This window comes from Pyxidicoccus caerfyrddinensis (assembly GCF_010894405.1).
Taxonomy (GTDB): Bacteria; Myxococcota; Myxococcia; order Myxococcales; family Myxococcaceae; genus Myxococcus; species Myxococcus caerfyrddinensis.
Genome location: NZ_JAAIYA010000002.1, coordinates 400289 through 423296 on the forward strand (window position 1 = coordinate 400289; position 23008 = coordinate 423296).

At 69.0% G+C, this 23008-nt stretch carries 20 protein-coding genes; 4 read left to right on the top strand and 16 right to left on the bottom strand.

What is annotated here, in order from left to right; genetic code table 11:
• Nucleotides 1–79 precede the first annotated feature (79 nt).
• Nucleotides 80–1561 (bottom strand): TraB/GumN family protein, encoded by a 1482-nt coding sequence (locus G4D86_RS05235; protein ID WP_163990106.1) that lies wholly within the window; start codon nt 1559–1561, stop codon nt 80–82.
• A 111-nt stretch (nt 1562–1672) separates the two neighbouring features.
• Nucleotides 1673–3202 carry a hypothetical protein gene (locus G4D86_RS05240; protein WP_163990108.1) on the bottom strand — a complete coding sequence of 510 codons (1530 nt, stop codon included), beginning with the start codon at nt 3200–3202 and terminating at the stop codon, nt 1673–1675.
• 146 nt (nt 3203–3348) lie between these two features.
• Between G4D86_RS05240 and G4D86_RS05245 the strand changes: the two genes are divergently transcribed.
• Nucleotides 3349–4659, top strand: a complete 1311-nt coding sequence (locus tag G4D86_RS05245; RefSeq protein WP_163990110.1) for an APC family permease — start codon at nt 3349–3351, stop codon at nt 4657–4659.
• On the opposite strand, the gene G4D86_RS05250 is transcribed toward G4D86_RS05245, so the two are convergent.
• From G4D86_RS05250 to G4D86_RS05270, 5 genes are all read right to left on the bottom strand, one after another.
• Complete coding sequence (locus G4D86_RS05250; RefSeq protein WP_163990112.1) at nt 4656–6095, bottom strand: glutamine synthetase family protein; 1440 nt, start codon at nt 6093–6095, stop codon at nt 4656–4658. The genes G4D86_RS05245 and G4D86_RS05250 overlap by 4 nt on opposite strands.
• A gap of 257 nt (nt 6096–6352) precedes the next feature.
• The gene (locus tag G4D86_RS05255; RefSeq protein WP_163990114.1) at nt 6353–7147 is read right to left on the bottom strand and encodes a hypothetical protein; all 795 of its coding nucleotides are present in this window, start codon (nt 7145–7147) and stop codon (nt 6353–6355) included.
• 10 nt (nt 7148–7157) lie between these two features.
• Nucleotides 7158–7760, bottom strand: coding sequence for an imm11 family protein (locus G4D86_RS05260; protein ID WP_163990116.1), 603 nt, complete (start codon nt 7758–7760; stop codon nt 7158–7160).
• Complete coding sequence (locus tag G4D86_RS05265; protein WP_163990118.1) at nt 7757–8689, bottom strand: AHH domain-containing protein; 933 nt, start codon at nt 8687–8689, stop codon at nt 7757–7759. Before G4D86_RS05265 ends, G4D86_RS05260 begins: the two co-directional genes overlap by 4 nt.
• Nucleotides 8690–8702: 13 nt before the next feature.
• Nucleotides 8703–9794 (bottom strand): hypothetical protein, encoded by a 1092-nt coding sequence (locus tag G4D86_RS05270; RefSeq protein ID WP_163990120.1) that lies wholly within the window; start codon nt 9792–9794, stop codon nt 8703–8705.
• Nucleotides 9795–9884: 90 nt separating this feature from the next.
• On the opposite strand from G4D86_RS05270, the gene G4D86_RS05275 reads away from it, so the two are divergent.
• Together G4D86_RS05275 and G4D86_RS05280 are read left to right on the top strand one after the other, a co-directional pair.
• Entirely contained in the window at nt 9885–10691 is an 807-nt protein-coding gene (locus G4D86_RS05275) for an alpha/beta hydrolase family protein (RefSeq protein ID WP_163990122.1), read from the top strand.
• 81 nt (nt 10692–10772) lie between these two features.
• Nucleotides 10773–12116, top strand: coding sequence for an NHL repeat-containing protein (locus G4D86_RS05280; RefSeq protein WP_163990124.1), 1344 nt, complete (start codon nt 10773–10775; stop codon nt 12114–12116).
• A 42-nt stretch (nt 12117–12158) separates the two neighbouring features.
• Here the strand turns inward: G4D86_RS05280 and G4D86_RS05285 are convergent, their stop codons facing one another.
• From G4D86_RS05285 to G4D86_RS05320, 8 genes are all read right to left on the bottom strand, one after another.
• Nucleotides 12159–13646 carry a hypothetical protein gene (locus G4D86_RS05285; RefSeq protein WP_163990126.1) on the bottom strand — a complete coding sequence of 496 codons (1488 nt, stop codon included), beginning with the start codon at nt 13644–13646 and terminating at the stop codon, nt 12159–12161.
• A gap of 90 nt (nt 13647–13736) precedes the next feature.
• Entirely contained in the window at nt 13737–14474 is a 738-nt protein-coding gene (locus G4D86_RS05290) for an SDR family oxidoreductase (RefSeq protein ID WP_163990128.1), read from the bottom strand.
• Nucleotides 14452–15852: an FAD-dependent oxidoreductase gene (locus G4D86_RS05295; RefSeq protein WP_163990130.1), complete on the bottom strand. Its 1401-nt coding sequence runs from the start codon at nt 15850–15852 to the stop codon at nt 14452–14454. The genes G4D86_RS05290 and G4D86_RS05295 overlap by 23 nt, the downstream gene beginning before the upstream one ends.
• Entirely contained in the window at nt 15839–17119 is a 1281-nt protein-coding gene (gene kynU, locus G4D86_RS05300) for a kynureninase (RefSeq protein WP_163990132.1), read from the bottom strand. The genes G4D86_RS05295 and kynU overlap by 14 nt, the downstream gene beginning before the upstream one ends.
• On the bottom strand, nt 17116–18132 hold the full coding sequence (locus G4D86_RS05305) for an amidohydrolase family protein (RefSeq protein ID WP_163990134.1): 1017 nt from the start codon (nt 18130–18132) through the stop codon (nt 17116–17118). Before G4D86_RS05305 ends, kynU begins: the two co-directional genes overlap by 4 nt.
• On the bottom strand, nt 18129–18653 hold the full coding sequence (nbaC, locus tag G4D86_RS05310) for a 3-hydroxyanthranilate 3,4-dioxygenase (protein WP_163990136.1): 525 nt from the start codon (nt 18651–18653) through the stop codon (nt 18129–18131). The genes G4D86_RS05305 and nbaC overlap by 4 nt, the downstream gene beginning before the upstream one ends.
• Nucleotides 18654–19082 carry a RidA family protein gene (locus tag G4D86_RS05315; RefSeq protein WP_420821843.1) on the bottom strand — a complete coding sequence of 143 codons (429 nt, stop codon included), beginning with the start codon at nt 19080–19082 and terminating at the stop codon, nt 18654–18656.
• 22 nt (nt 19083–19104) lie between these two features.
• Nucleotides 19105–20547 carry an aldehyde dehydrogenase gene (locus G4D86_RS05320; RefSeq protein WP_163990140.1) on the bottom strand — a complete coding sequence of 481 codons (1443 nt, stop codon included), beginning with the start codon at nt 20545–20547 and terminating at the stop codon, nt 19105–19107.
• A 302-nt stretch (nt 20548–20849) separates the two neighbouring features.
• Between G4D86_RS05320 and G4D86_RS05325 the strand changes: the two genes are divergently transcribed.
• The gene (locus tag G4D86_RS05325) at nt 20850–21737 is read left to right on the top strand and encodes an NmrA/HSCARG family protein (protein WP_163990142.1); all 888 of its coding nucleotides are present in this window, start codon (nt 20850–20852) and stop codon (nt 21735–21737) included.
• A 7-nt stretch (nt 21738–21744) separates the two neighbouring features.
• On the opposite strand, the gene G4D86_RS05330 is transcribed toward G4D86_RS05325, so the two are convergent.
• On the bottom strand, nt 21745–22785 hold the full coding sequence (locus G4D86_RS05330; RefSeq protein ID WP_163990144.1) for a hypothetical protein: 1041 nt from the start codon (nt 22783–22785) through the stop codon (nt 21745–21747).
• Nucleotides 22786–23008: the final 223 nt, after the last annotated feature.

Genomic DNA, 23008 nt, shown 5'->3' on the forward strand with positions numbered 1-23008 from the left:
GCAGGCCTTGCCGCGCCCGAGCCACCACGGCCCGGCAAGGTTTGCCGGCCCCGGCAGGAGTTGCCGACGGCGCCGGAGCCTACGGCGCGGAGCGGGGCCCCAGGCCGCTGACGGCGGCGCCGGGGTCCGGCTCCAGCGCCGGAGGCGAGGCATTCAGCGCCCCCACGTAGAGCCGCCCGTGGAAGCCTTCCTTCGAGGGGGCGGGGAAGAGCTGCACGCCCGCCGGGACTTTCGAGCTCTGCCGCGCTTCCTTCGTCGGGCTGATGGCGAAGGTGTTGCACTCGATGTCCTCCCAGACGCTCTCCCGGCAGGAGAACTGGGTGCCGCGCGTGAAGCCCACGTCCAGCGCGCGCACGGAGGGCAGCGCCTTCGCCAGCCTCACGCCGAGCGGCTCGAAGTCCTCATCCCAGTCCACGCTCGCGGTGCGCACGTGCGTGCCGCCGGCCAGCACCAGCATGCACGCGTCGGCGTGCTGCTTCCGGGCGTCCAGCAGGTTCTTCGCCATGAGCGCCTCGCGCTCGTTGCCCGTGGCCTTCTCCGCGTCGAAGGCCCGCAGTGACACGGCCTTGCCGGACGCCCGCAGCCTGCGCGCCTGCTCGACGAGCCACAGCATGGCGCGGCTGCTGCGCCCGTCCTGGTGCACGCGGCGCCAGAAGGAGCTGCCGGTCAGCAGCTCCTGCGCATCCCGCGAAGCGCCCGCGCTGGCCAGGTACGTGTCCAGCAGCGGCTGCTCGGTGACGGGCAGCGATACGGCCAGCACCACCGGGACGTCCTGGGCGGACGCCTCACACAGCATGCGCAGCGCGGCGGAGGGCAGCTCGCGCGTGCCCAGCGGGTCGGCCAGCAGCAGCGTCTGCCCCCGGGCCATCAGCGGCGCCGCGCCGTCCACCGGGGTGCCGCACTCGGGCTGGGGTGCGGGCGTGGACTCGCCGGCTTCCGTCCACCCTTCGAGCACCACGGAGCGGGCGGGCACGGAGGTGTTGCCGCCCACCAACTCCAGCGAGGGCACCATCTCCAGCCGCTCCAGCAGCGTGTGCTCGATGCTCAAGTCCCGGTTGCCGCGCACGAAGCGGAACTTCTCCAGCTCCCCCACGCCCTTGAACGGGTCCTTGTGGAAGTCGAAGGGGTGGAGCTCGTCGGCATCTTTGAGCTCTCCGGCGCGCGTGCCGGCGGGCCGGACGCCAATCTCCGCCGTGTCGTCCATCTCGTGGTACTTCAGCCGGAAGACGCGGACCACCGACTGGCGCGGTCCCATCCGCTCGCCCTTGGCGAAGTAGCGCTCGAAGGTGCGGGTGCCCGGCGGGTTCTTCCCGGGCTCGTGGGCGGAGGTGAACAGCTCCATCGGCTCGTCCACCCGCTCCATGACGTCGTAGCGCTGCTCCTCGAGGATGCGGCGGGTCATCATCACCGCGTCCTCGACGGGGACCCGGTACACCGTCTCCTCCTTCGGGACGACGTACTCCCCGGTCTCCTCGTCGAGCGCCGCGCCGAGGTCCCGGGACAGCGTCGCACAGCCCGTGCACGCCAGCCCCAGCCCCACCAGCACTCCGTACAACCGCATCACGTCCTCCGTGCGGCCAGGCCCGCTTCCGTTGCCTCGTTCACACGAGGCAACGCCCGGAAGACGCACGACATATCGCCCCGCGCGCCGACGCGGCGCCCTCCCGGAGCCCTACTTCTCGGGGCTCGCGGGAGCGCTGCTGACGGCGGCGGCGGTGGCCTGCAGCGCCGGGGGCGAGGCATTCAGCGCGCCCACGTAGAGTCGTCCTTGGAAGCCCTCCTGCTGGGACTCGGCGTAGAGCTGCACGCCGGGAGAGACGGTCGACGCCTGCTTCGCCTGCTTCGTCGGGCTGATGGCGAAGACGTTGCACTCCACGGCATCCCAGACGTTGTAGCGGCAGGAGAACTGCGAGCCGCGCGTGAAGCCCACGTCCAGCGCCTTCACCGACGGCAGCGCCTTCGCCAGCCGCATGCCGAGCGGCTCGTAGTCACTGTCCCAGCCCACGCTCGCGGTGCGCACGTGCGTGCCGCCGGCCAGCACCAGCATCCACGCGTCGGGAGTCTTGCTCCGGGCGTCCAGCAGGTTCTTCGCCATCTGCGCCTCGCGCTCGTTGCCCTTGCCCTTGTCGACGTCGAAGGCCACCAGCGACACGGTCTTGCCGGACGCGCGCAGCCGGCGCGCCTGCTCGACGAGCCACAGCATCGCGCGGCTGCTGCGCCCGTCCTGGTGCGTGCGGCGCCAGAAGGAGCTGCCCCGCAGCAGCTCCTGCGCGTCCTGCGACGAGCCCGCGCTGGCCAGGTACGTGTCCAGCAGCGGCTGCTCGGCGACGGGCAGCGAGAGGGCCAGCGTCACCGGCATGCCCTTGGACGAAGCCTCACACAGCATGCGCAGCGCGGCGGAGGGCAGCTCGCGGGTGCCCAGCGGGTCCGCCAGCAGCAGCGTCTGGCCCTGGGCCATCAGCGGCGCCGCGCCGTCCACCGGCGTTCCGCAGTCCGGCTGGGGCACGGGCTCTGTCTCGGAGGGCTCCGTCCAGCCCTCGAGCATCACCGAGCGGGCGGGGACGGAGGTGTTGCCGCCCACCAGCTCCAGCGAGGGCACCATCTCCAGCCGTTCCAGCAGCACGTGCTCGATGCCCACGTCGCGGTTGCCGCGCACGAGCTGGAAGCCCTCGATGCCCGGCGCGCCCGGGAACGGGTTGGCGTTGTAGTTGTGCATCGTCGCCTGCGAGCCGGGCGACGACTTGACGACGCGGTTGGCGTCGAACGGGTGGTTGGGGTCGTCGACGGCGCCCCGCGTTTCATCCGAGGGGCCCAGGGCCTGGTGCGGAATCTCCAGCACCTTGTTCGTCTCGTCGTAACGGAGCCGGAAGACGCGCACGAGCGACTGCCGGGGGCCCACCTTCTCGCCCTTGATGTAGTAGCGCTCGAAGGTGCGCGAGCCCGCGACGTTCTTCCCGGGCTCCTGGGCGGAGGTGAACAGCTCCATCCCGCCCTCCTTCTCGAGGACGTCGTAGCGTTGGTCCTCGAGGATGCGACGGGTCATCATCATCGCGTCCTCGATGGGGACCAGGTACACCGTCTCTTCCTTCGGCGTCTCGTACTCCCCCGTCTCGTCGTCGCGGACGGCCCCAAGCGGTCGGGTCAACGTCGAACAGCCCGAGCACGCCAGTCCCACCCCCAGCAGCATCCCGTACAGGCGCATCACGTTCTCCTTGGCAGCCGGGCAGGCGTCGGACCGCCTCGAGCCAGTGCCCTCATGCCGGGGCAACGCTCGAGGGCTCCCGACATATCGGGCCGTCCACCCCTGGCGGGTTGGTGCCGGGGGCGCGCCTGTAGTGAACTCCGGTCGTGCCCGCTTCCGCAACCACTCCCGCCGCGTCGCAAGAGCGTCCCGTTGGCCCGCTCCAGCTGCTGGCGCTCGGCGTCAACGGCATCGTCGGGGTGGGCATCTTCTTCGCCCCCGCCGAGGTCGCCGCCCAGGCGCCCGGCGCGGCCGCCATCCTCGCCTTCGCCCTCACGGGGCTGGCGCTGGTGCCGGTGGCCTTCGCCTTCGCGGTGCTGGGCCGCCGCTTCGACGCGGACGGCGGGCCGGTGCTCTTCGCGAGGACGGCCTTCGGCGAGCGAGCCTCCTTCCTCGTGGGCTGGGTGGCCTATGTCAGCGCCTTCCTCAGCACCTCCGCGGTGGTGGCCGGGTTGTCGCAGGCCCTGGCGCCCTCGCTGGGTCTTACGGGACCGCTGGGGCAGCGCGCCCTGTCGTCCGTCCTCGCCACGGTGCTGGCGGGCGTCGTGGCCTCGGGCATCCGCGTGTCGGCGCGGGCGTGGACGGCGCTCACGGTGCTGAAGCTTTTGCCGCTGGCCGCGCTGCTCGTGGCCTTCCTCGCGGTGGCGGGCGCGGGCCCCGTGCCGGTGGTGGCCGCGGGCGCCACCGACACTGCGTGGCTGCGCGCGGGGCTGACGGTGATGTTCGCGTACCAGGGCTTCGAAATCGTCCCGGTGATTGCCGGGCAGGTGCGCTCGTCCTCGCGCAGCGTGCCGCTGGCCACGGTGGGCTCGCTGCTGGTGGCGGTGCTCTTCTACGTGGGGCTCGCCTGGGCGTGTGTCGCGGCGCTGCCGGGGCTGGCCACGTCCCCGGCGCCGCTGGCCGCGTCGGCGGGCGTCTGGGGCGGGGCGAGGCTGCAGTGGTGGGTGGGGGCGGGCACCAGCATCTCCGCGCTCGGCATCTGCCTGGGGATGATGGTGACGACGCCGCGCTACCTGTCGGCCCTGGCGTCGGGCGAGCGCACGCTCTTCGGCCTGGACGGCATGTCCCCGTCGGGCGTGCCCGTGCGGGCGCTGGCCGTCACCTGGGCGCTGGTGCTGCTGTTCGTCAACCTGGGCAACCTGTCGGAGCTGTTCGCGCTCTCCAGCATCGCGGTGCTGATGCAGTACGGCGTCACCGCCGCCGCGCTGGCCACGCTGGCCTTCCGGCGCGAGCGCGGCCTGAAGCCGCTGCATGCCGTATTGGCCGTGCCCACGCTGGTGCTGGGGCTGACGCTGGTGGCGTACGGGGCCACCCTGCGAGAGGCCGCCACCACCGCGCTGACGGTGGTGGCGGGCCTGGTGCTGCTGCGCGTCGCGAGGCCCCGGAGCGCTGGAGCCTCGGCGACGGCGGGTTCCTAGAACTGGCTCCAGAGGTACTGGTTGGTGACCTCGTGGTGGAACATGATTTCGGCTTCCTTCACGCGGGTGCCCAGCTGCTTGGGGCAGCGCTCGGCGGAGGCCGTCTTCAGCTCGGCGAACTTGCCCTGCACGTTCTCACCCAGGATGCTGGTGATGAACTGGCTGCCCTTGAAGAGGCGGACGGCGTCGAAGATGTTGTCCGGCAGGAAGCGGGTGCGGCTGCGCTTCGTCTCCGCGTCCTCCTGCGGCTGCGGGCCCTCCAGGCCGGTGCGCAGCAGCGTGTAGAGCACCAGGTACGGGTTGGCGTCCGGGGCCACCGAGCGGCACTCGACGCGCGCGCTGCGCTCGTTGCCGTAGGGGATGCGCACCATCGCGCCGCGGTTGTTGGCGCTGGCCTTGATCTGGTTGGGCGCCTCGAAGTGCGGGTCCAGCCGGCGGTACGCGTTGACGCTGGAGTTGAGCGTCAGGCAGATGTCGTTCGCGTTGGTGAGGAGCCGGTCGATGAACTCCCAGCCCATGGCGCTCAGACCGTCCTGGCCGCCCTTGTCGTAGAAGAGGTTCTTGCCGCCCTTGGACAGCGACATGTTCATGTGCATGCCGTTGCCGTTGACGCCCGTCACCGGCTTCGGGAGGAAGCAGGCGGTGGTGTCCATCTGCGCGGCGACCTGGCGGCACAAGAGCTTGTAGAGCTGGATCTGGTCGGCGGAGATGAGCGCCTCGCTGTACGAGAAGTTCATCTCGAACTGGCTGGGGGCGACCTCGGGGTGGTCCTTCTCGTTCTGGAAGCCCATGGCGCGCTGGGCCTCGGCGGCCTTGTCGATGAAGGCGCGCAGCGGGTCGCCGGGCAGCGAGTGGTAGTAGCCGCCGGTGGAGAGGAACTCGAACTTGCCCGTCTCGTGGTAGTGGCGCTCGGCGTCACGGCCCTTGAAGAGGAAGCCCTCCACTTCCGGCGCCGCGTGGAACACGGTGCCGTCCTTCTGGTACATGGCCTCGGTGACGCGCTTGAGCTGGCCGCGCAGGTCGGCGTGGTACGGGGTGCCGTCGCGCTCCAGGACTTCGCTGAACACCAGCACCTTGCCGGGCCCGAAGATGTCCGAGGGCAGCCAGTAGAAGGAGCCCCAGTCGATGTTCAGGCGCAGGTCGCTCTCGGCCTGCTGCGAGAAGCCGCGGATGGAGGAGCCGTCGAAGGTGAGGTTGTCGGCGCTCTTGAGGAGGAACTTCTTGTCGTAGTCGAGCATGTGCATCCGACCCTCGAGGTCGGTGAAGCACACGGTGACGGCCTTCAGCTTGCGCTCGTCGGTGAGGTACTTGAGGCGCTCCTCGCGCACCTTGTCCGCCGACTCGTGCTTGATGCGCTGCTCCTTCACGCGGAGGTTCTTCTCCTCCAGCTCGTCGTAGGGAATCTCCAGGAACGTCCGCAGGCCCTTCGTCTCCATGTCCGTGCCTCCCAGGCCGGGTTCCACGCCGTAAACGCGGCGGGTCAAATCCGTGGGCGCAGGTATTTACATTTGGAGCGTGGAAATCAAGCCTAAAGTTCTGGCCACGAAGGCTTAAAAACTGGGTCCACAAAGCTTGTAGCTCGCTGGAAGACAGACCTACATGTCCGTCAGGGGCCTGGAGTGATGCCCTGTGGACAGAGGACGGGCTTCACGGGCTGTATGCCTGGCAGGGCAGCGTGCGAGTGAGCAGGAGGTCATGAGGCGAGAGGAACCACCCAGTCCCAGTCCTCCGGGTCGAGGGAGCGCATGGGCAGCCTCGCGAGCCACGGGCAGTACAGGAACCGCTCTTCCTTGCAGGGCAGGCCCAGGCGTTCCGCCAGGCGCAGCAGTGCGAGACCGTCGAACCAGAGGTAGCGGTACGGAGCGAGCTCCCGGACGGGCGTCGTGAAGGTGCCGGCGAGCTCCTCGATGAGCATGCCCTGGGCCACCACGGCCGCTTCGAACGCGGTGATGAAGGCCGCGGCATCCCGGGCCTTGAGGGCGCGGACCACTTCGATCCGCTCCGCGTGGGTGCGCGCGCCGGAGGTTTCGAGCCGCTGGAGCTGCTCGTCGAGCCGGTGGGGCGCTCCTGTCTCCGCGAGGACAAGCTCCTGGAGCAGGACGGCCCAGTCGAAGTCATCCGGGTACTCTTCCTCCTGACGCTCGTGGGTGGATGCGAGAGCGAGCGCTCGCGCGAGCTCCCAGTGTCCCGCGGCCATGGCCCCCAGCAGCGGGGTGTTGTCGGTGGCGGGAGGAGGCGGCTGGCCATGCGAGCGCAGATGGGTGAGCAGCCGGCGCCAGTTCTCCGCGGCGCGGCACAGGTTCAGGTGGAAGTCCTGGACCTGGCCTTCCAGAAGGAGGGTGGCCACGGCCACCGTGTGCAGGTGGAGGCAGACCTGCTTCACCTGCGTGACGAGGCGGTGGGCGGGGGCTCGTGGGTCGAAACCGTCGAGCAGCTCCTCCAGGTCTCGTGCCGCGTCCTCGCGCAGCTCGTGGAAGTAGATGCGCATGACTCCTCCACTACATGTCGTTGCCGTCCCAGCCGTCCGCGGGGAACAGCCGCAGGCCGGTGATGCCTTCCTGGGTGAACGCGTCGACGACGGACTGGTGGAGGAAGTAGCAGTCCATCATCGTCCTGGCCCGGAAGACCCGCGCGTCGGCGGGCACGGCGTGCGGTTGGAGGTAGAGCTTGCGGAGCCGGTCGATCTGGTCCGGGTTGTACCCATCCCGTTTGTAGTTCGACCGCTCCATGTCGATGATGTCCTCGCTCCGGAGCAGGTTGAGCACGAAGTGGTCTTTGCTGGCCAACCCGCCCTTGTGGTCGAGGATGGTGATGGGCAGGAACTCGCAGTCGTTCGGGCTGAAGGACTCCAGGATGCGCTTGATGCGGCCCGAGACGATGGGGATGCTCGACAGGCTCGTGACCGAGTCGAAGAGCTTCTTCTGGGACCGGAACTTCTTCGAGAACTGCACACTCCCATCCTGGGGAAAATGGTCCCGCATCCGTTGGCCGCTGAAGAAGCGGTACTCCTGCGGGCTGCCCTCGGGGAGTCCAAAGATGACGGCTCCCGAGTTGCCCCCGGTGCTGAGCACCCACCACGCCTTTGCATCCGTTGCGGTCATCCCAGCTTCACCCGTTGCCACAATGTCTTCCTCTTCGTTTCGACTCTTCTGAGCAGCCGGTCCTCATCCCGAACCACGTGACTTGAGTTGAGCAGTGAGGCCACGACATCACGGCCCAGGTCCCGAAGCTTGTTCCAGTAGTCGGTCTCTGCCTCGTAGAGCTTGTCCACCGCGACGTCGAGAAAGGCATCGTGCTTGCGGCTCGGGTCTTGTCGTACGGCGTCGATCTCTTTCTCTACGATGCGGTTGACCTTCTTCAGGTCCTTGAGGGCATAGCTGTTGAAGTTCGGGTGGCCGCCCTGGTGCGGGATGACGCAGTGATAGGCGATGTCATACGTGCTCCTGGGCGTGAGCATCAGGTTGTGGCCGTTGTTCACGTCATAGCCGGAGTCATTGATGGCCTGGACCACCTCTTCGGAGAAGGTGGGTAGGTCGCCTGTCCTGGTGCTGAAGGCCTCGATGGGAACGAGATGGTGGGGACTCCAGCTGTAGGGCAGGTGGAAGGACGCGAAGCCCTTGAGCACCCCCTTGATGTCGATGGGCTTGTTCCGGTCGACGTTGAAGAAGTGATTGGAGCCGGGGAAGGCGCCGCCTTCCGGGAAGCGGACCTCGTTCTTCCAGCCAGCTTCATCCTGGAGGAGCCGCCATGGCCTTGCACGAGTAGGAGTGGTGATGGCCTTGCCGCCCAGGAGCGGGCGCAGGTACTCCAGTGGATGGACGTTGTAGACGTCACGGCCACGGTGCAGGTGGACGTAGGCGGGTCCCCGGTACTGGCTGAAGCCGCTACGCTCCAAGCGCTTGCTGGGCACGCGGAGGTGCTTGCCGGTCTTCTGTCTCTCCTCCCGGAGCTTCTTGAGCTGCGCCGGGTAGTCCTCCGTCTCGCTCTTGAGCTCCAGGAAGAGGTGCTTGGGGATTTTCCTGGGAGGCATGTCGCGTCTCCTTTCATCCCTGCCGTTCCATGAGCAGGGCCGCCCGCTCCCCGCCTTCCGACGAGGACAGGACGATGCAGTGCCGTGACGGCGCGTAGCCGCGCTCGAAGGCCCGGGCCGCCACGCACAGGCCAATGGCCCCTGACGCGCAGCCCGTCTCTCCGAAGCCAATGGCGGGAAACCAGGCAGCGGGTGTGTCCCAGGCCGGGCGCATCGCCTTCATCCGGACTCGCAGCGAGCCCCACTCCGAGGCCCGGTTCTCCTCGCCCGTGTGGTCGCTGATCAGCGTCGGTGCCGCGGAAGCTGGCTCCAGAAAGGGGAGGAGTTGCTCCACGCAACTCGCGAGTGCCTGCCCGTTCCATTGCGTGGCGGCTGTTGCCGAGGCAATGGCCAGCCGTCGGAGGATGACCTTCGGCCCTGACCCCTTCGAAGCCCCGCTGATGGCCGGGTCCGGGCGCAGGAGAACCGCGACGCCCGCCTCTCCCGGGGTGAATCCCACCGGATGGTCCCGGGTCTTGAGCCGGCCCTCCATCAGCAGTCCCTCGCGCACCACCGGGTCCAGCAGGCTGTCGACGGCGACCACCAGGCACGAGCCCTGGCGCCTCCGCTCCAGTTCCTTCATGGCTGCCTCCAGCGCTCGGGCGAACGCGGTGTGGCCCCCGCTGAAGAAGCGCCAGTTCGCCTTCGGGTGGGTAAGCCCCAGGGTCTGGAGTGTCATGGCGAGGACACAGCGGCCGAGGGCGTCGGTGCGCTTCTTGGGAACGCCCGCGACCTCTGGCTCGACGGGAAGCTCCAGGTCGACCGGGTCTGGAAGGGCCAGGTAGACGCGGGTCTCCGGCTCCAGCGCCGGGGCACTCATGCCGCAGCAGAGGTCCACCAGGGTCTCATGAAGGATGGCTACGAGTCGGCCGATGCCGGAGAAGCCAAACGTCGACGATGGGATGGCGCACGCATCCAGCGGGTGTGCCTCATTGCTGTCCGCCGCGAAGTAGTCCGCATCGAGCGAGGCCCCTGCCAGGCGTATTCCCGCTCGGAACGCGGCACAGGCCGTGACAACAGGGCCCAGGCACGAGCTCATGCCCATGGCCATGACATGCGCATCCATCACATGCTCCCCCCGAGCGTGACTCCATGGGGGCCATGCTCGAGGACGTATGTTAATTCAAGACCGGAGCGCTGGTGGGATGGTGGATGAATGAGTTCGATGTGGGTCCTCGACACGCCTCCGCCCGCCGCGGATGCGCGGATTCCCTATGCTTTGCTGGAGCACCAGTTCGGTGACTTGAGGCTGCCCACCGGTCCGGGGCCGCATCCGGTGGTGGTCGTCATCCACGGCGGCTTCTGGCGCGCGAAGTATGACCTTGAGCACATCGGCCACCTCTGCGCGGAGCTGACCCGACAGGGCTTCGCCACGTGGAGCCTGGAGTTCCGCCGCGTAGGCCATGAAGGCGGCGGCTGGCCGGGGACGCTGGAGGACGTGGCGCTCGGCACGGACTTCCTGCGCACGCTGGCGTGCTCCCACCCCCTGGACCTTTCTCGCGTGGTGGCGATGGGGCACTCGGCGGGCGGGCACCTGGCCATGTGGCTCGGCGCGCGTCAGCGGCTGCCCGCGGGCGGACCGCTCCACCGCGTGGACCCGTTGCCCCTGCGCGGGGTGGTGTCCCTGGCGGGCGCCATGGACCTGGAGCGCGTCTTCGAGTTGCGGCTCAGCGAAGGCATCGTGGAAGAGTTCCTCGGTGGCTCGCCTGCCCGGGTGCCCGAGCGCTACCGCCTGGCGTCACCCGCGGCGCTCCAGCCGCTCGGATTGCCGCAGGTGCTCGTGCATGGCACGGAGGACGACACCGTGCCCGTGTCCATGAGCGAGGCCTTCCACGCGCGCGGCCGCGAATTGGGAGACCCCGTGCGCCTCGTCGTGCTCCCGGGCGCCGGACACTTCGAGGTCATCGACCCGCGCTCGCGCGAGTGGCCGCAGGTGGTGGAGGCGGTGCGCTCGCTGCTGTGAGGCCGGTGCTCCTCTTGCCGTGGACCCGCCGTGTCCCCACTTTCCACGCGGCGGGAAGGCCGGGCGGGAGTGGTGCGGGTCATGAGCAGATGGTGGACGGGGGCGGTGGGGCTGGCGCTGGGCGTGTGCACGGCGCTGGGGTGTGGCGCAGTCGACGAAGCGCGGGAGCCCGTACAGGACGAAGCGCCCCCGCCAGCGCCCATGCCAGTGGCGCAGCAGGACCCCCGACCCGATGTCGTCCCGGCCCCTCCATCAGGCAGCTGGCGCTCCGGTGACCCGTTGTGGTCGGTGCAGGTGTCGCTGCCTGGAGCGCAGGACGTGGTGGGCCTGGCCTCGGATGGCGCGGGAGGCTTCATCCTGCTCGCGAGGACGCATGTCGTGAGCGACGCGGGCTACACCGGCGTCGGCAACCTGGTGCTCACCCGCTACGAAGCGATGGGCATGCAGCTCTGGTCCCGCACCCTCATCGTCACGCCGGGCCCGAGCGGCACCAACCTGCCCCAGTCCTCCGCGCTCGCGGTGTCGCGCACGGGGGACATCTTCGTGGCCCTCCAGGTCTGGGGTGGCGGCACGCTCCTGTTGGGAGACAGCCCACCTGCCGGTGACCGCTTCATCGCGAAGTTTTCGGCGGATGGCACGGTCCGCTGGGCCCGGGACGGAGAGGCGTCGGCGCTGGCCGCGGACGGCGAGGGCGGCGTGGTGGCGGTGACACAGCGGGGCGCCGTGAGTTGCTACGACGCCCAGGGCGCGCGGCAGTGGACCTGGACGTCCCCGGAGGCCTCGCGCGTCTTCACCACGGTAGCGGTGGACCCCGAGGGCAACATCGTGGCGGCGGGACACGAGCTCGTCGACATGTCCTACGGCGCGGGCTTCATCCTGGGCCTGTCTCCTTCCGGCGCGGAGCGCTGGTGGAGTACCACGCCTCCGGAGGCGGGCTGGGCGAACTTCTCGGACCTGGCCATCCTGCCGGATGGCGTCCTGCTCCTGACCGGCACCGTCAAACAGAGCTTCCTGTGGGGGAACTACCGGGTGAACCGGGCCTGTGCCACCGGCGCTCCCTGCACCCCCGCCACGACGCTCCTCGCCGCGGATGCCCGGGGCCAGCCGCTATGGGCCGAGGAGCTGGAGGGCTACGCCATCAGCCCCCGTCTCGCGGTGTCTCCGGATGGCGATGCGCTGGTGTTCTGGGAGTCGTCATGCAACTCGCGGGTGATGCGGCTCTCACCCGCGGGCGAGGTGCGCTGGCGCTTCGAGGACCTCAGTGGCCCGTGCACCCAGGACATGCTCCTCCCGCGCGACATCGAGTTCCTGAGAGATGGCACCCTCGTCCGCGCCGGCGTGTTCCGGGGCCCGCGCACCTTCAGCGGCGGCGCGAGCTTCATCGCGGACGAGGGGGACCTCTACCTCCAGCGGCTGAATCCCTGACACGGCCCGGGCATGCCGCGGAGGCCCCCGGCAACGGCGGCCTCAGCGTCGCAGCAGCTCATTGCCAATGGTCCGCTGGGCCGCGAGCGTCTGGGGAATCGCGGTGGGGCTCTCCATGCTCCACATGCCGAAATTGAGGAGCCCCACGATGCGCGGGTCGGTGCGCGCCAGGTCGTAGTACTCCCAGTTCGCCCGGGCGAGCGCCGCATCCGTGGTGAAGGTGTTGACGCGGTACGACTGCGGTATCAGCCAGAGCTTCTGATTCGGAGCCAGGGTGGAGCGCAGCGTGTTGAGGTGGCTCACCACCTCCGACAGCGGGCCGTAATGGTCGAAGCCCACCCAGTCCGCCCGTGCCGGAGTCACGAGGGAGGGAGACAGTGACGGCACTGCGTGGACCACCATCACCGGGATGGATGGGAAGGTGTCCTTGATGGTGTTCACACACGTCGTGAGGTCCTGCACGGACACGCCATTCCAGTACGGCTCGTCGATGACGTAGAAGCCGCCCACGCTTCCCAGGTACGGGTTGATGGCGCTGACGAGGGCACCCCAGGCCTGCGGATAATCCAGGCGCAGCGCCGAGCCGTTGAAGAACTGCCAGCGCGTCTCCAGGAGGCACTTCACGCCGCGCGCGGCGCACACCGCGAGGTCCTCGGGGCGCTGGACGAAGTTGAGGTTGGTGTGGGCCGTCACCTCGTCCAGGTGGGATCCATATGCGCCGGACTGGGCCCAGTAGTAGCCGTAGTGCTTCAGGTGCTCCACGACGGGAGACACCACCACGTCATCGAAGCGGGTCACCTGGCCCGCGTCCACGTAGGCGCCCAGGTACAGGTACGCCGAGCCGGGAAGGGCGCTGGGGCCATTCAGGGGCGCGGAGAAGGACGTGCCGTTGACGGTGCCGAGCACCTGTCCATCTCGCACGGCCAGGCTCACCACGTACCGGTTCGCCGCGGGCACGCTCCCGGGCGTCACCGTCACCTGCACGCCGTTGTCGTAGACCGCCAGTCCCCCGTTGGAGCGGACAAGGAAGCCGAAGTCGAGGTCCGCGTTGGACACGAAGCCGCTGGAGGCGGACGACGCGCTGAGCATGACGGACGCCCAGTTGGAGCTGTCGCGAGCGTCCTCGACGACGGGCTCGGTCACGAAGGACAGTCGGAAGGCCCCCGAGGCGTCCCGGGAGAAGGACTTGTCCATGCGCAGCGCCGACGTGGACGCATGGAACGACAGCGTGTCCGGGTGCCAGATGTGGTTGACCTGGGCCCACCAGATGCTCGGAGGTGGCGCGGGGTACCAGAGGCCGGGGACTCGCGTGTACGTCGCCGGTGCCAGCGTGCCGGACTGCCGGGCCGCCAGGTTGTCGTTGAGGCCCGTGTTGTTCGCGTTGTTGGCGCCGTTGAAGGAGTCCCGGAAGGACTCGACGGGAACCACCGCCTGACCTTGTGACGTCAGCGCATCAGGTCCGGGTTCCGAAGCCGTGGCGCCACAACCGCACAGCAGGAGCGCCAGCCAGCGAAGTCTCGACAGGTGCATCGCTACCTCCGAGGAGGGCAGCCTTCATGGCTGCCACCCTCCCGGAGACTGACCGAACTACTGCGCCGGCCCAACCAATCCCTGCGTCACTCAGAACCCGCGCGCCGCCCCGCCATCCACCGCAATCGACTGGCCGGTGATGTACGAGGCCTGCTCGGACGACAGGAACGCCGCCAGCGCGGCCAGCTCCTCCGGACGTCCCAGCCGCCGCGCGGGAATCTGCGGCGCCACCTTCTCGTCCGTGAGCCCCAGTTGCGTCATCCGCTCCGTCGCGTGGAAGCCCGGCAGCACCGCGTTGAGCGTGACGCCGTGCTGCGCCACCTCGTTGCTCACCGACTTCACCAGCCCCAGCAGGCCCGCGCGCAGGCCGTTGGAGATGGTGAGGTTCGGCATCGCCTCGCGCGCGGCCAGCGACGTCACCAGGACGATGCGGCCCCACTTGCGCTCCTTCATGCCGGGCAGCGCCGCCTGGATGCCGTCCACCGCCGCCATCCACAGGCTCTGGAAGCCGAGCTGCCACTGCTCCGCCGACAGCGACTCGAAGCCGCCCGCCGGAGGCCCACCCGTGTTCACCACCAGCACGTCCACGCCGCCCAGCTTCGCGACAGTCTCTTCCACCAGCCGCTTCGCCGCCCCGGGCTGCGTCAAGTCACACGGCACCGCCAGCGCCGCGCCCAGCTCCTTCGCGGCCTTCTCCAGCTTGTCCCCGCCGCGCGAGCAGATGGCCACCGTGGCGCCTTCCTTCACCAGCGCCTGGGCAATCGCGTAGCCGAGGCCCGCGGACGCGCCCATCACCAGCGCGCGCCTACCCTTGAGTCCGAAATCCATCCGCGTGCTCCTTCATGAAAGGCACCAGCCGGCCGCGGATGAGCTGCCCCGCGCGCTCCAGATTCACATCCTCCGCCCGCGTCAGCCCCTCGGACAGCTCCGAGACGATGCCACCGGCAATCGCCCCCACCTCGTAAGCGAGCCGGTACGGCACGCGGCTGAAGCTCACCATCGTGTAGCGGCTGACGAACTCGCCAGGGAAGGCATTGAGCAGCACCTTCTCCACCGCCTTCTCCAGCAGGAAGCGCGGGCTGCCGGTGCTGTCGCGCATCTCGATGAAGTTCTCCACCGCCATGTCCGCGATGGCGTCCGCGTTCGTCTTCCGCAGCCGCTCGAAGTCCGCGAACACGTCCTCCCACTGTCCGCGCTTGTCGAGCAGCCCGTCCAGCACCACGCAGTCCTCGAAGCCGCAGTTCATCCCCTGTCCGAAGAAGGGGACGATGGCGTGCGCCGCGTCGCCCAGCACCAGCGCCTGCCCGCCCACTCGCCACGGTGCGCACTTCACCGTCACCATGCTGCCCGTGGGCCGCGAGAAGAACGCGTCCACCAGGTCCGGAATCATCTTCTTCGCGTCCGGGAACTGCTCCTCGAAGAACGCCTCCAGCCGCGCGGGCGTGTCGAGCGTCTCGAAGCTCACCGCGCCGCCCTTCCACGGGAGGAACAGCGTGCACGTGAAGCTGCCGTCCTCGTTGGGCAGGGCAATCAGCATGTACGTGCCGCGTGGCCAGATGTGCAGCGCGTGCTTCTCCATCTGGAACGCGCCGCCCAGGCCCGCCGGAATCGTCAGCTCCTTGTACCCGTGGCCGAGCTGCTCGTTCGATGCGTGGAAGCCCGGCACCCGGTCCAGCTCCTGCCGCACCGCAGAGCCCGAGCCGTCCGTGCCGAACAGCACGCGGCCCTCCTCGCGGCGCGTCTCGCCCGTGGCCTCGTCGTGCACCATGAGCGCGCCCGTCTGGAAGTCCGCGTGGGTGACGCGCTGCTTGAAGCGGATGCGGACGCGGCCGGTGCCTTCCGCCTCCGTCATCAGGAACTTGTTCAGCCACGCGCGCGACAGCGAGTTGATGTGCTGCGAGTCGTCCTTGCCGTAGGGCTGGTACGTCAGCTCACCCTTCGCGGAATGAATCATCCTTCCGCGCATGGGGATGGCGTGCTTCAGCGCCTCGGCCTCCAGCCCCACCTGCCGCAGCGCGTGCAGGCCGCGCGTGGAGATGGCGAGGTTGATGGAGCGCCCCGCGTCGATGACCTCGCGGCGCATGTCCGGGCGGCGCTCCAGCACCTCCACGGTGTAGCCCCGGCGGGCGAGGTACATGGCGAGCAGCGAGCCGACGAGGCCCGCGCCCACCACGGTGACGGCTTCCTTCCGGTCAATCTCGGGCATGGCCTTCGAGCGTCCTCACGAAGCGGTACACGTCAGTGTAGTTGCAGTACAGCGGCGCGGGCGCCGCGCGGATGATGTCCGGCTTGCGGAAGTCGCAGACGATGCCCGCGTCCGCCAGCCGCTTCAGCATGCCCTGCGCCTCGCCCTTGAACCGCAGCGAGAGCTGCGCCCCGCGCTGCTTCACGTCGCGCGGCGTGGTGATGCGCACGAAGCCCGGGGGCAGCTTGTCGAGCAGGAACTCCAGGTAGCCGGTGAGCCGCTCGCTCTTGGCGCGCAGCGCCTCCATGCCGGCCTTGTCGAACAGCTCCAGCGACGCGCGCAGCGCCGCGAGCTGGAAGATGGGCGGGTTGGACAACTGCCACCCCTCCGCGCCCGGCAGCGGGTCGAACGTCGGGCCCATCTGGAAGCGCGTCGTCTTGTCGTGCCCCCACCAGCCCTCGAAGCGGGGCAGGTCCTTCTCGTGAGCGTGGCGCTCGTGGACGAAGACGCCGCCCAGGGCGCCCGGCCCGCCGTTGAGGTACTTGTACGAGCACCACACCGCGAAGTCCGGTCCGTCGTCGTGCAGGGACACCTTGAGGTTGCCCGCGCCGTGCGCCAGGTCGAAGCCCACGAAGCAGCCCTTCGCGTGCGCCGCCTTCGTAATCGCCGCGATGTCGAACGCCTGACCGGTGAGGTAGTTCACCGTGCCCAGCAGCACCAGCGACACCTCGTGGCCGTGCTTCTCAATCGTCGCGAGGATGTCCTCGGTGCGCAGCGTCTCCTCGCCCGCGCGCGGCTTCAATTCGAGCACCGCCTCGCGCGCGTCGTACCCGTGGAAGCGCACCTGCGAGGCCACCGCGTACTGGTCCGACGGGAAGGCGCCGCCCTCGACGAGGATTTTGAAGCGCTCCTTCGTGGGCCGGTAGAAGGACACCATCATCAGGTGCAGGTTCACCGTGAGGGTGTTCATCACCACCACTTCCTGCGGCTTCGCGCCCACCAGCCGCGCGGCCAGGTCGGTGACGAGCTCGTGGTAGTGCAGCCACGGGTGGCGGCCCTCGTGGTGGCCCTCCACGCCCAGGCGGGCCCAGTCCTCCAGCTCCTCCTGGATGTAGCGCGCGGCGTTGCGCGGCTGGAGCCCCAGCGAGTTGCCCGCGAGGTAGACGACGGGCTTGCCGTCCGGGCCTTTGGGGAAGAGGAACTCGTCGCGGAAGGCGCGTAGGGGGTCCTCGGCGTCCAGCTTGCGCGCGAAGGCCTCGGTGTCCTCGAAGGGAAGCGGCGTCGTCATGGTGCGAAGTCCTCGCGCGAGCGTCCGAGCCACTCCAGGGCATTGCGCCAGAGCAGCCGCTCGCGCGCGGCCGGCTCCAGCTCCCTCAGGGACTCGATGAGCGTGCCCGGGCGGTCCTCGCCCAGGGGGAAGGGGTAGTCACTGCCGAGCGCCACCTTGTCCTGGCCGAACATCCGGACGATGAAGCGCAGCGCCTCCACGTCGTGGACCAACGAGTCCACCCAGAAGCGGCCCACGTAGTCCTTGGGTGCGACCTTGTTGTCCACCGCGACGAGGTCTGGCCGCGCCTCGAAGCCGTGCTGGATGCGGCCCAGCGTCATCGGGAACGAGCCGCCGCCGTGCGCGAAGGCGAAGCGCAGCTTCGGCAGCCGCTCCATGACGCCGCCGAAGATGACGGAGCAGATGGCGAGCGAGACCTCGGCCGGCATGCCCACCAGCCACGGCAGCCAGTACTTCTGCATCTTCGCCTCGCCCATCATGTCCCACGGGTGGACGAAGATGGCGGCGCCCAGCTCGCTCGCGGCCTGGAAGAAGGGGAACAGCGCCGGGTCCGACAGGTTCCATTCGTTGACGTGGCTGCCAATCTGCACGCCCGAAAAGCCCAGCTCCTTCACGCACCGCTCCAGCTCGCGCACCGCGAGGTCCGGCGACTGGAGTGGGACCGTGCCCAGCCCCACGAAGCGCTTGGGGTGCTCGCGGACGACACCGGCGAGGTGGTCGTTGAGGAATCGCGCCATGTCCGCGCCGTGCTCCGGCTTCGTCCAGTAGCTGAACATCACCGGCACGGTGGACAGCACCTGCACGTGGACGCCGTGGGTGTCGCATTCCTCGATGCGCTTCACCGGGTCCCAGCAGTTGCTCTCGATTTCACGGAAGAACTTCCCGTCGTCACGGAGCATGCGCGCGCGGCACGGCGCGTGGTGGTCCAGGGTGATGAAGCCGCCGTAGCCGTAGCGCTCGGCGAAGCGGGGGAGCTTCTCCGGCAACAGGTGCGTATGGATGTCGATCTTCAACGCGCCGGGCTCCCCTTGGTCACCTTCGTCCCGCACTTCTTGCACGTGCAGTGGTCGGGGTTCCCGTAGAAGTGCTCGAAGATGGGCGGCAGCTGCGTCACGAGGTTGGTGACGTGAACGAACTCCTCATAGAGCTTCTCGCCGCACTTCGGGCACAGCCACATGAAGCCGTCCATCTCCTTCGGCTGGCGACGGCGCTCCAGTACCAGCCCCACCGTGCCCGCGGGGCGCTGCGGCGAGTGCGGCACGTTGGGCGGCAGCAGGAAGATTTCCCCCTCCATGATGGGGATGTCCTGCACCTCGCCCTCGTCGATGACGCGCAGGGTGATGTTGCCCTCGAGCTGGTAGAAGAACTCCTCGCCCTCGTTGATGTGGAAGTCCGTGCGCGCGTTGGGGCCACCGACGACGGTGACCATGAACTCGCGATCGGCCCAGACCTGTTGATTGCCGACGGGCGGCTTGAGCAGGTGGCGGTGCTCGTCAATCCACTTCTTGAAGTTGATGGGGGTCAGGCGGCCCATTCATTCATCTCCGACGGTGGCGATGCACTTGAGCTCGATGGCAATCGGCGTAGGGAGCCGGTTGATTTCGAGTGTCGTCCTGCACGGCGGGTTGTCCTTGAAGTACTCCGCCCACAGCCGGTTGTACGTGGGGAAGTCCTTCTTCATGTTCGTCAGGTACACCGTCACGTCCACCAGCTTGTCCCAGGACGAGCCCGCGTCCTCCAGGATGTAGCGGACGTTGCGGAACACCGAGTGACACTGCGCCTCGATGTCGTACGAGGAGATGTTGCCCTCGGCGTCCAGCGTCACGCCGGGAATCCGCTTGGTGCCGCGCTCGCGCGGGCCCACGCCGGACAGGAAGAGGAGGTTCCCCACGCGCCGTGCGTGGGGGTACAGGCCCACCGGCTCCGGGGCCTTCTGGGAATCGACTCGCTCGCTGCTCACGATGCGCTCCTGACGGGTTTGCGGCTCACAGCTTGATGCAGACGTTCTTCGGCTCGGTGAAGAAGCGCAGCGCGTCCCAGCCGCCCTCGCGCCCCACGCCCGAGTCCTTCACCCCACCGAACGGCGTACGTAGGTCTCGCAGCATCCAGGTGTTCACCCAGACGATGCCGCTGTGCAGCCGCGAGGCGAAGCGGTGCGCGCGCTGCAAGTCCTTCGTCCACACGCTGGCGGCCAGGCCGTACTTCGTGGAGTTGGCCCAGGCGAGCACCTCCTCCTCCTGGTCGAAGGGAATGAGCGTGGCCACCGGCCCGAAGATCTCCTCCTGGTTGGTGCGGCACCCGGAGTCGAGGCCCTCGATGAGGGTGGGCTCCACGAACCAGCCGTTGCGGCACCGGCCCGGGACGCTGGCGCGCTTGCCGCCGGTGAGGACGCGGCCGCCCTCCTGCTTCGCGAGGTCCACGTAGCCCAGCACCTTGTCGAAGTGCTGCTGGGACACCAGCGCGCCCTGGTCCGTGCCCTGCTCCAGTGGGTCACCCACCTTGAGCGCGCGGGTGCGGGTGACGAGCGCCTCCTTGAAGCGCTCGTAGATGGGGCGCTGCACGAAGATGCGCGGGCCGCAGAGACAGATCTGCCCCTGGTTGGCGAAGGACGAGCGCACCGTGGTGGCGAGCGCCTCGTCGAAGTCGCAGTCCGCGAAGATGACGTTGGGATTCTTGCCGCCCATCTCCAGCGACAGCTTCTTGAAGGCGGGGGCGGCCACGCGGGCGATCTCCGCGCCGGTGCGCGTGCTGCCGGTGAAGGAGATGGCGCTGATGTCCGGGTGACGGCTCATCGCCGCGCCCACCTTGGGGCCCAGGCCGTGGACCATGTTGAGCACGCCCGGCGGCAGGCCCGCCTCGCGGCACACCTGGGACAGCAGATAGGCCGTCATCGGCGTGACTTCGGACGGCTTGGCGACGACGCAGTTCCCGATGGCCAGCGCCGGGGCAATCTTCCACGTGAGCAGATAGAGCGGCAGGTTCCACGGGGAGATGCAGCCCACCACGCCCAGCGGCGAGCGCAGGGTGTAGTTGAGGGCGACGTTGTCCGTCTGGTGCGCCTCGCTGGAGAACTGCGTGACGGCGTCCGCGAAGAACTCGAAGTTGAGGATGCTGCGCGGAATGTCGACGGTGGAGGCGACGGACAGGGGCTTGCCCGTGTCGATGGACTCCGCGCGGGCGAACGCGTCCAGGCGGGAGCGAATCGCGTCCGCGATGCGGCGGAGCATGCGGGAGCGGTCCACGGCCGGAGTGGCGGACCAGGCGGGGAAGGCGCGCGAGGCGGCCTCCACGGCGCGCTGTACGTCCGGCTCGTCCGAGTCGGGTACCTTCGCGTACGTCTCCGCCGTGGCCGGCTCGGGCTTGTCCAGCCACGCGCCGCTGCTGGCGGGCAGCAGCTCACCGCCGATGTAGTTGAGTACCTTCTCCATGGCCGGGCCCTCTGTGTGTGCCAACCCCACGGCCCGGCCACGGACTCCCGCTTCCCTGGTCGCTCGCAGGGGAGGGGGCCGCGCCGCGCTGTGCAGGACGCGGCGCAATGTATGAAACCGAGGGGGTTGTCACCAGCGCCACGGACACGCGCCGTCCACTCGTGTACCTGGGGATGACGCGTCGTCCCAGGACGGCTCCTTCTGAGGGGCAGCAGCCATGCTGGTGGGGGCCCCCGTCACATCCGCGGGCCGTTCTCCCCAAGAGGGAATGCGCTGCGGGGTTCGCGCGCGGGAGGCACGTGATGTCGGTACCACGCAAGGTGCTCGTAACAGGGGCCACGGGACAGCAGGGCGGCGCCGTGGCTCGCTGCCTGCTGGAGCGGGGCCACCGGGTCCGCGCGCTCGTCCGTTTCCCGGAGGCGCCCGCCGCCCGTGAGCTCGAGCGCCTCGGGGCAGTGCTCGTCCCGGGCCGCTTCGAGGACTTCGCGTCCCTGGTGCACGCCATGGCGGGCGTGGAGGCCGTCTTCGGTGTCACCACGCCCTTCGAGGGCATTGCCGCCGAGGCCATGAAGGGCCTGGCGCTCGTCGATGCGGCGCGCGAGGTCAGGGTCGCGCACTTCGTGCTCACCTCCGCGTGCAACGCGGACAGGGGCACTGGCGTCCCCAGCTTCGAGAGCAAGCGCCGCGTCGAGGAGCACCTGGCGCGCTCCGGCGTGCCCTTCACCATCGTCGCGCCGGTGTACTTCCTGGAGAATCTCCTCACGCCCTTCAGCCTGTCCGCCCTGCGTGCCGGCACGTTCTCCCGCTGGATGCCGGTGGAGCGGCGCGTCCAGTACATCGCCGTGGAGGACATCGGGCGCTTCTGTGCGCTCGCCTTCGAGCGGCGCGAGCCGTTCCTCGGGCGCAGGTTCGACCTCGCGGGCGACGAGCTCGATGGCATTCAGGCCGCTGAAATCCTCTCACGCGAGCTGGGGCACTCCATCCAGCCCGTCGCGCTGCCCCTGTCGTCCTTCCCGGCCCAGGGCGAGCAGGGGCAGAACGTCGCGGCCACCCTCGCGTGGATGGCGCGCACGGGCTTCAGCGCGGACATCGACGCCCTGCGACGGGAGTTCCCGGAAGTCGGCTGGCTTTCCTTCGAGGCGTGGGTCCACGCACACCGGGAAGCACTCCTCCGCGCCCCCAGCGCGTAGGCGGCGGTCAACCACCCGGGCTGAGCAACAGCGAGGAGAGGCCACCGAGCAGGGGAGCCAGCACGGCGAGGCCCTGCTGGAGCTCCTGGAATGCGGACTCCTGCATGCCGAGGTATGCGCGCGCGGCCTGCAGCTCCTCGGACCACGCCTTCCAGGGCGCGTGGGGCCCGAGGGATTGTCGGACGAGCCGCTCCGCGAGGGCCTCGCCCACGTTCCTCAGGGTCTTTCGGATCGGGACATAGACGCTGGCGATGAGCCCTGTGTAGTAGATGCCGAAGCCCACGACAGGTGCTGCCGGGAACAGCTCGGGACGCGAGGGAAAGGCTTCGTTGAGCAGGTTGCGCGAGATGCCGATGCTCAGCATCGACGTGCCGATGTTGAGCGCGGCGAGGCCCAGTAACAGTCTCAGTTGAGCCCGGAGTCGCAGGTACCGAGGCACGGCGTCATCGAGGTCTCCTGCCTCGGGCTCCCTCTCTTGGGACGGGGATGCTGGCGACAGGCGGAGAAGCTGGACGTGCACGCAGAACACGCCCAGGGCGTGCAGTGCCAGGACCGCCATCCCGAAGAGGGTCAGGATGTGCACCCTCGCATTGAACGCGGCTATCGGAGGGGTGCTCAGCACTTTCATGGCGGGGCTCCCCCGCCAGCTGAGGACCTGGGCGACGATGGGCAGGCTGAGGATGACGAGGGCGACGGAGGTGCAGAACAGGACCGCCATCCGCTCCCTCCGCGTGCCCGGCCAGACCGGACGGTTCTTGAATTCGCCCCAGAGGATGAAGCAATAGGCGACCCAGAGTGCTGGCTGAATCGAGAGGAAGATGTGCCAGACCCCCGGCTGCCGTGAGCCCAGGAAGGCCAGGTGCTGCAGGTTGGGACCCAGCAGGAAGAGGTCGGCCGCCAAGAAGGCCAGGGCGGTGAGGATGAAGAAGCCGAGCGACGAGCTGAAGACGAGCGAGAGGGCCGCGCGTGCATCCCGCCAGACGGACCGACGTGGGTCCCGAGGTGAAGCTTCCCGAGGGGAAGGAGCCTCCTCGTGCGGCTGCGACATGAGCGCCCCCTTCCCGTGACACGGCGGAGCCCAGGATGACCGAAGGCATGCCCGCCGGACATGCCCCCAGGCGCCTGTACCTGTTGAAGAGCGCTCAGGTGGCGTGTCCGTGCCTCGACGCGGACGAGGGAGAGTGGCCCCTGAGGACGCCGACCTTGCGGCGGGCTCCGGCTCGTAGTGCGGGACGCGTCACATCTCCGTCAGGTGCTGTCTGTCTTTAAAG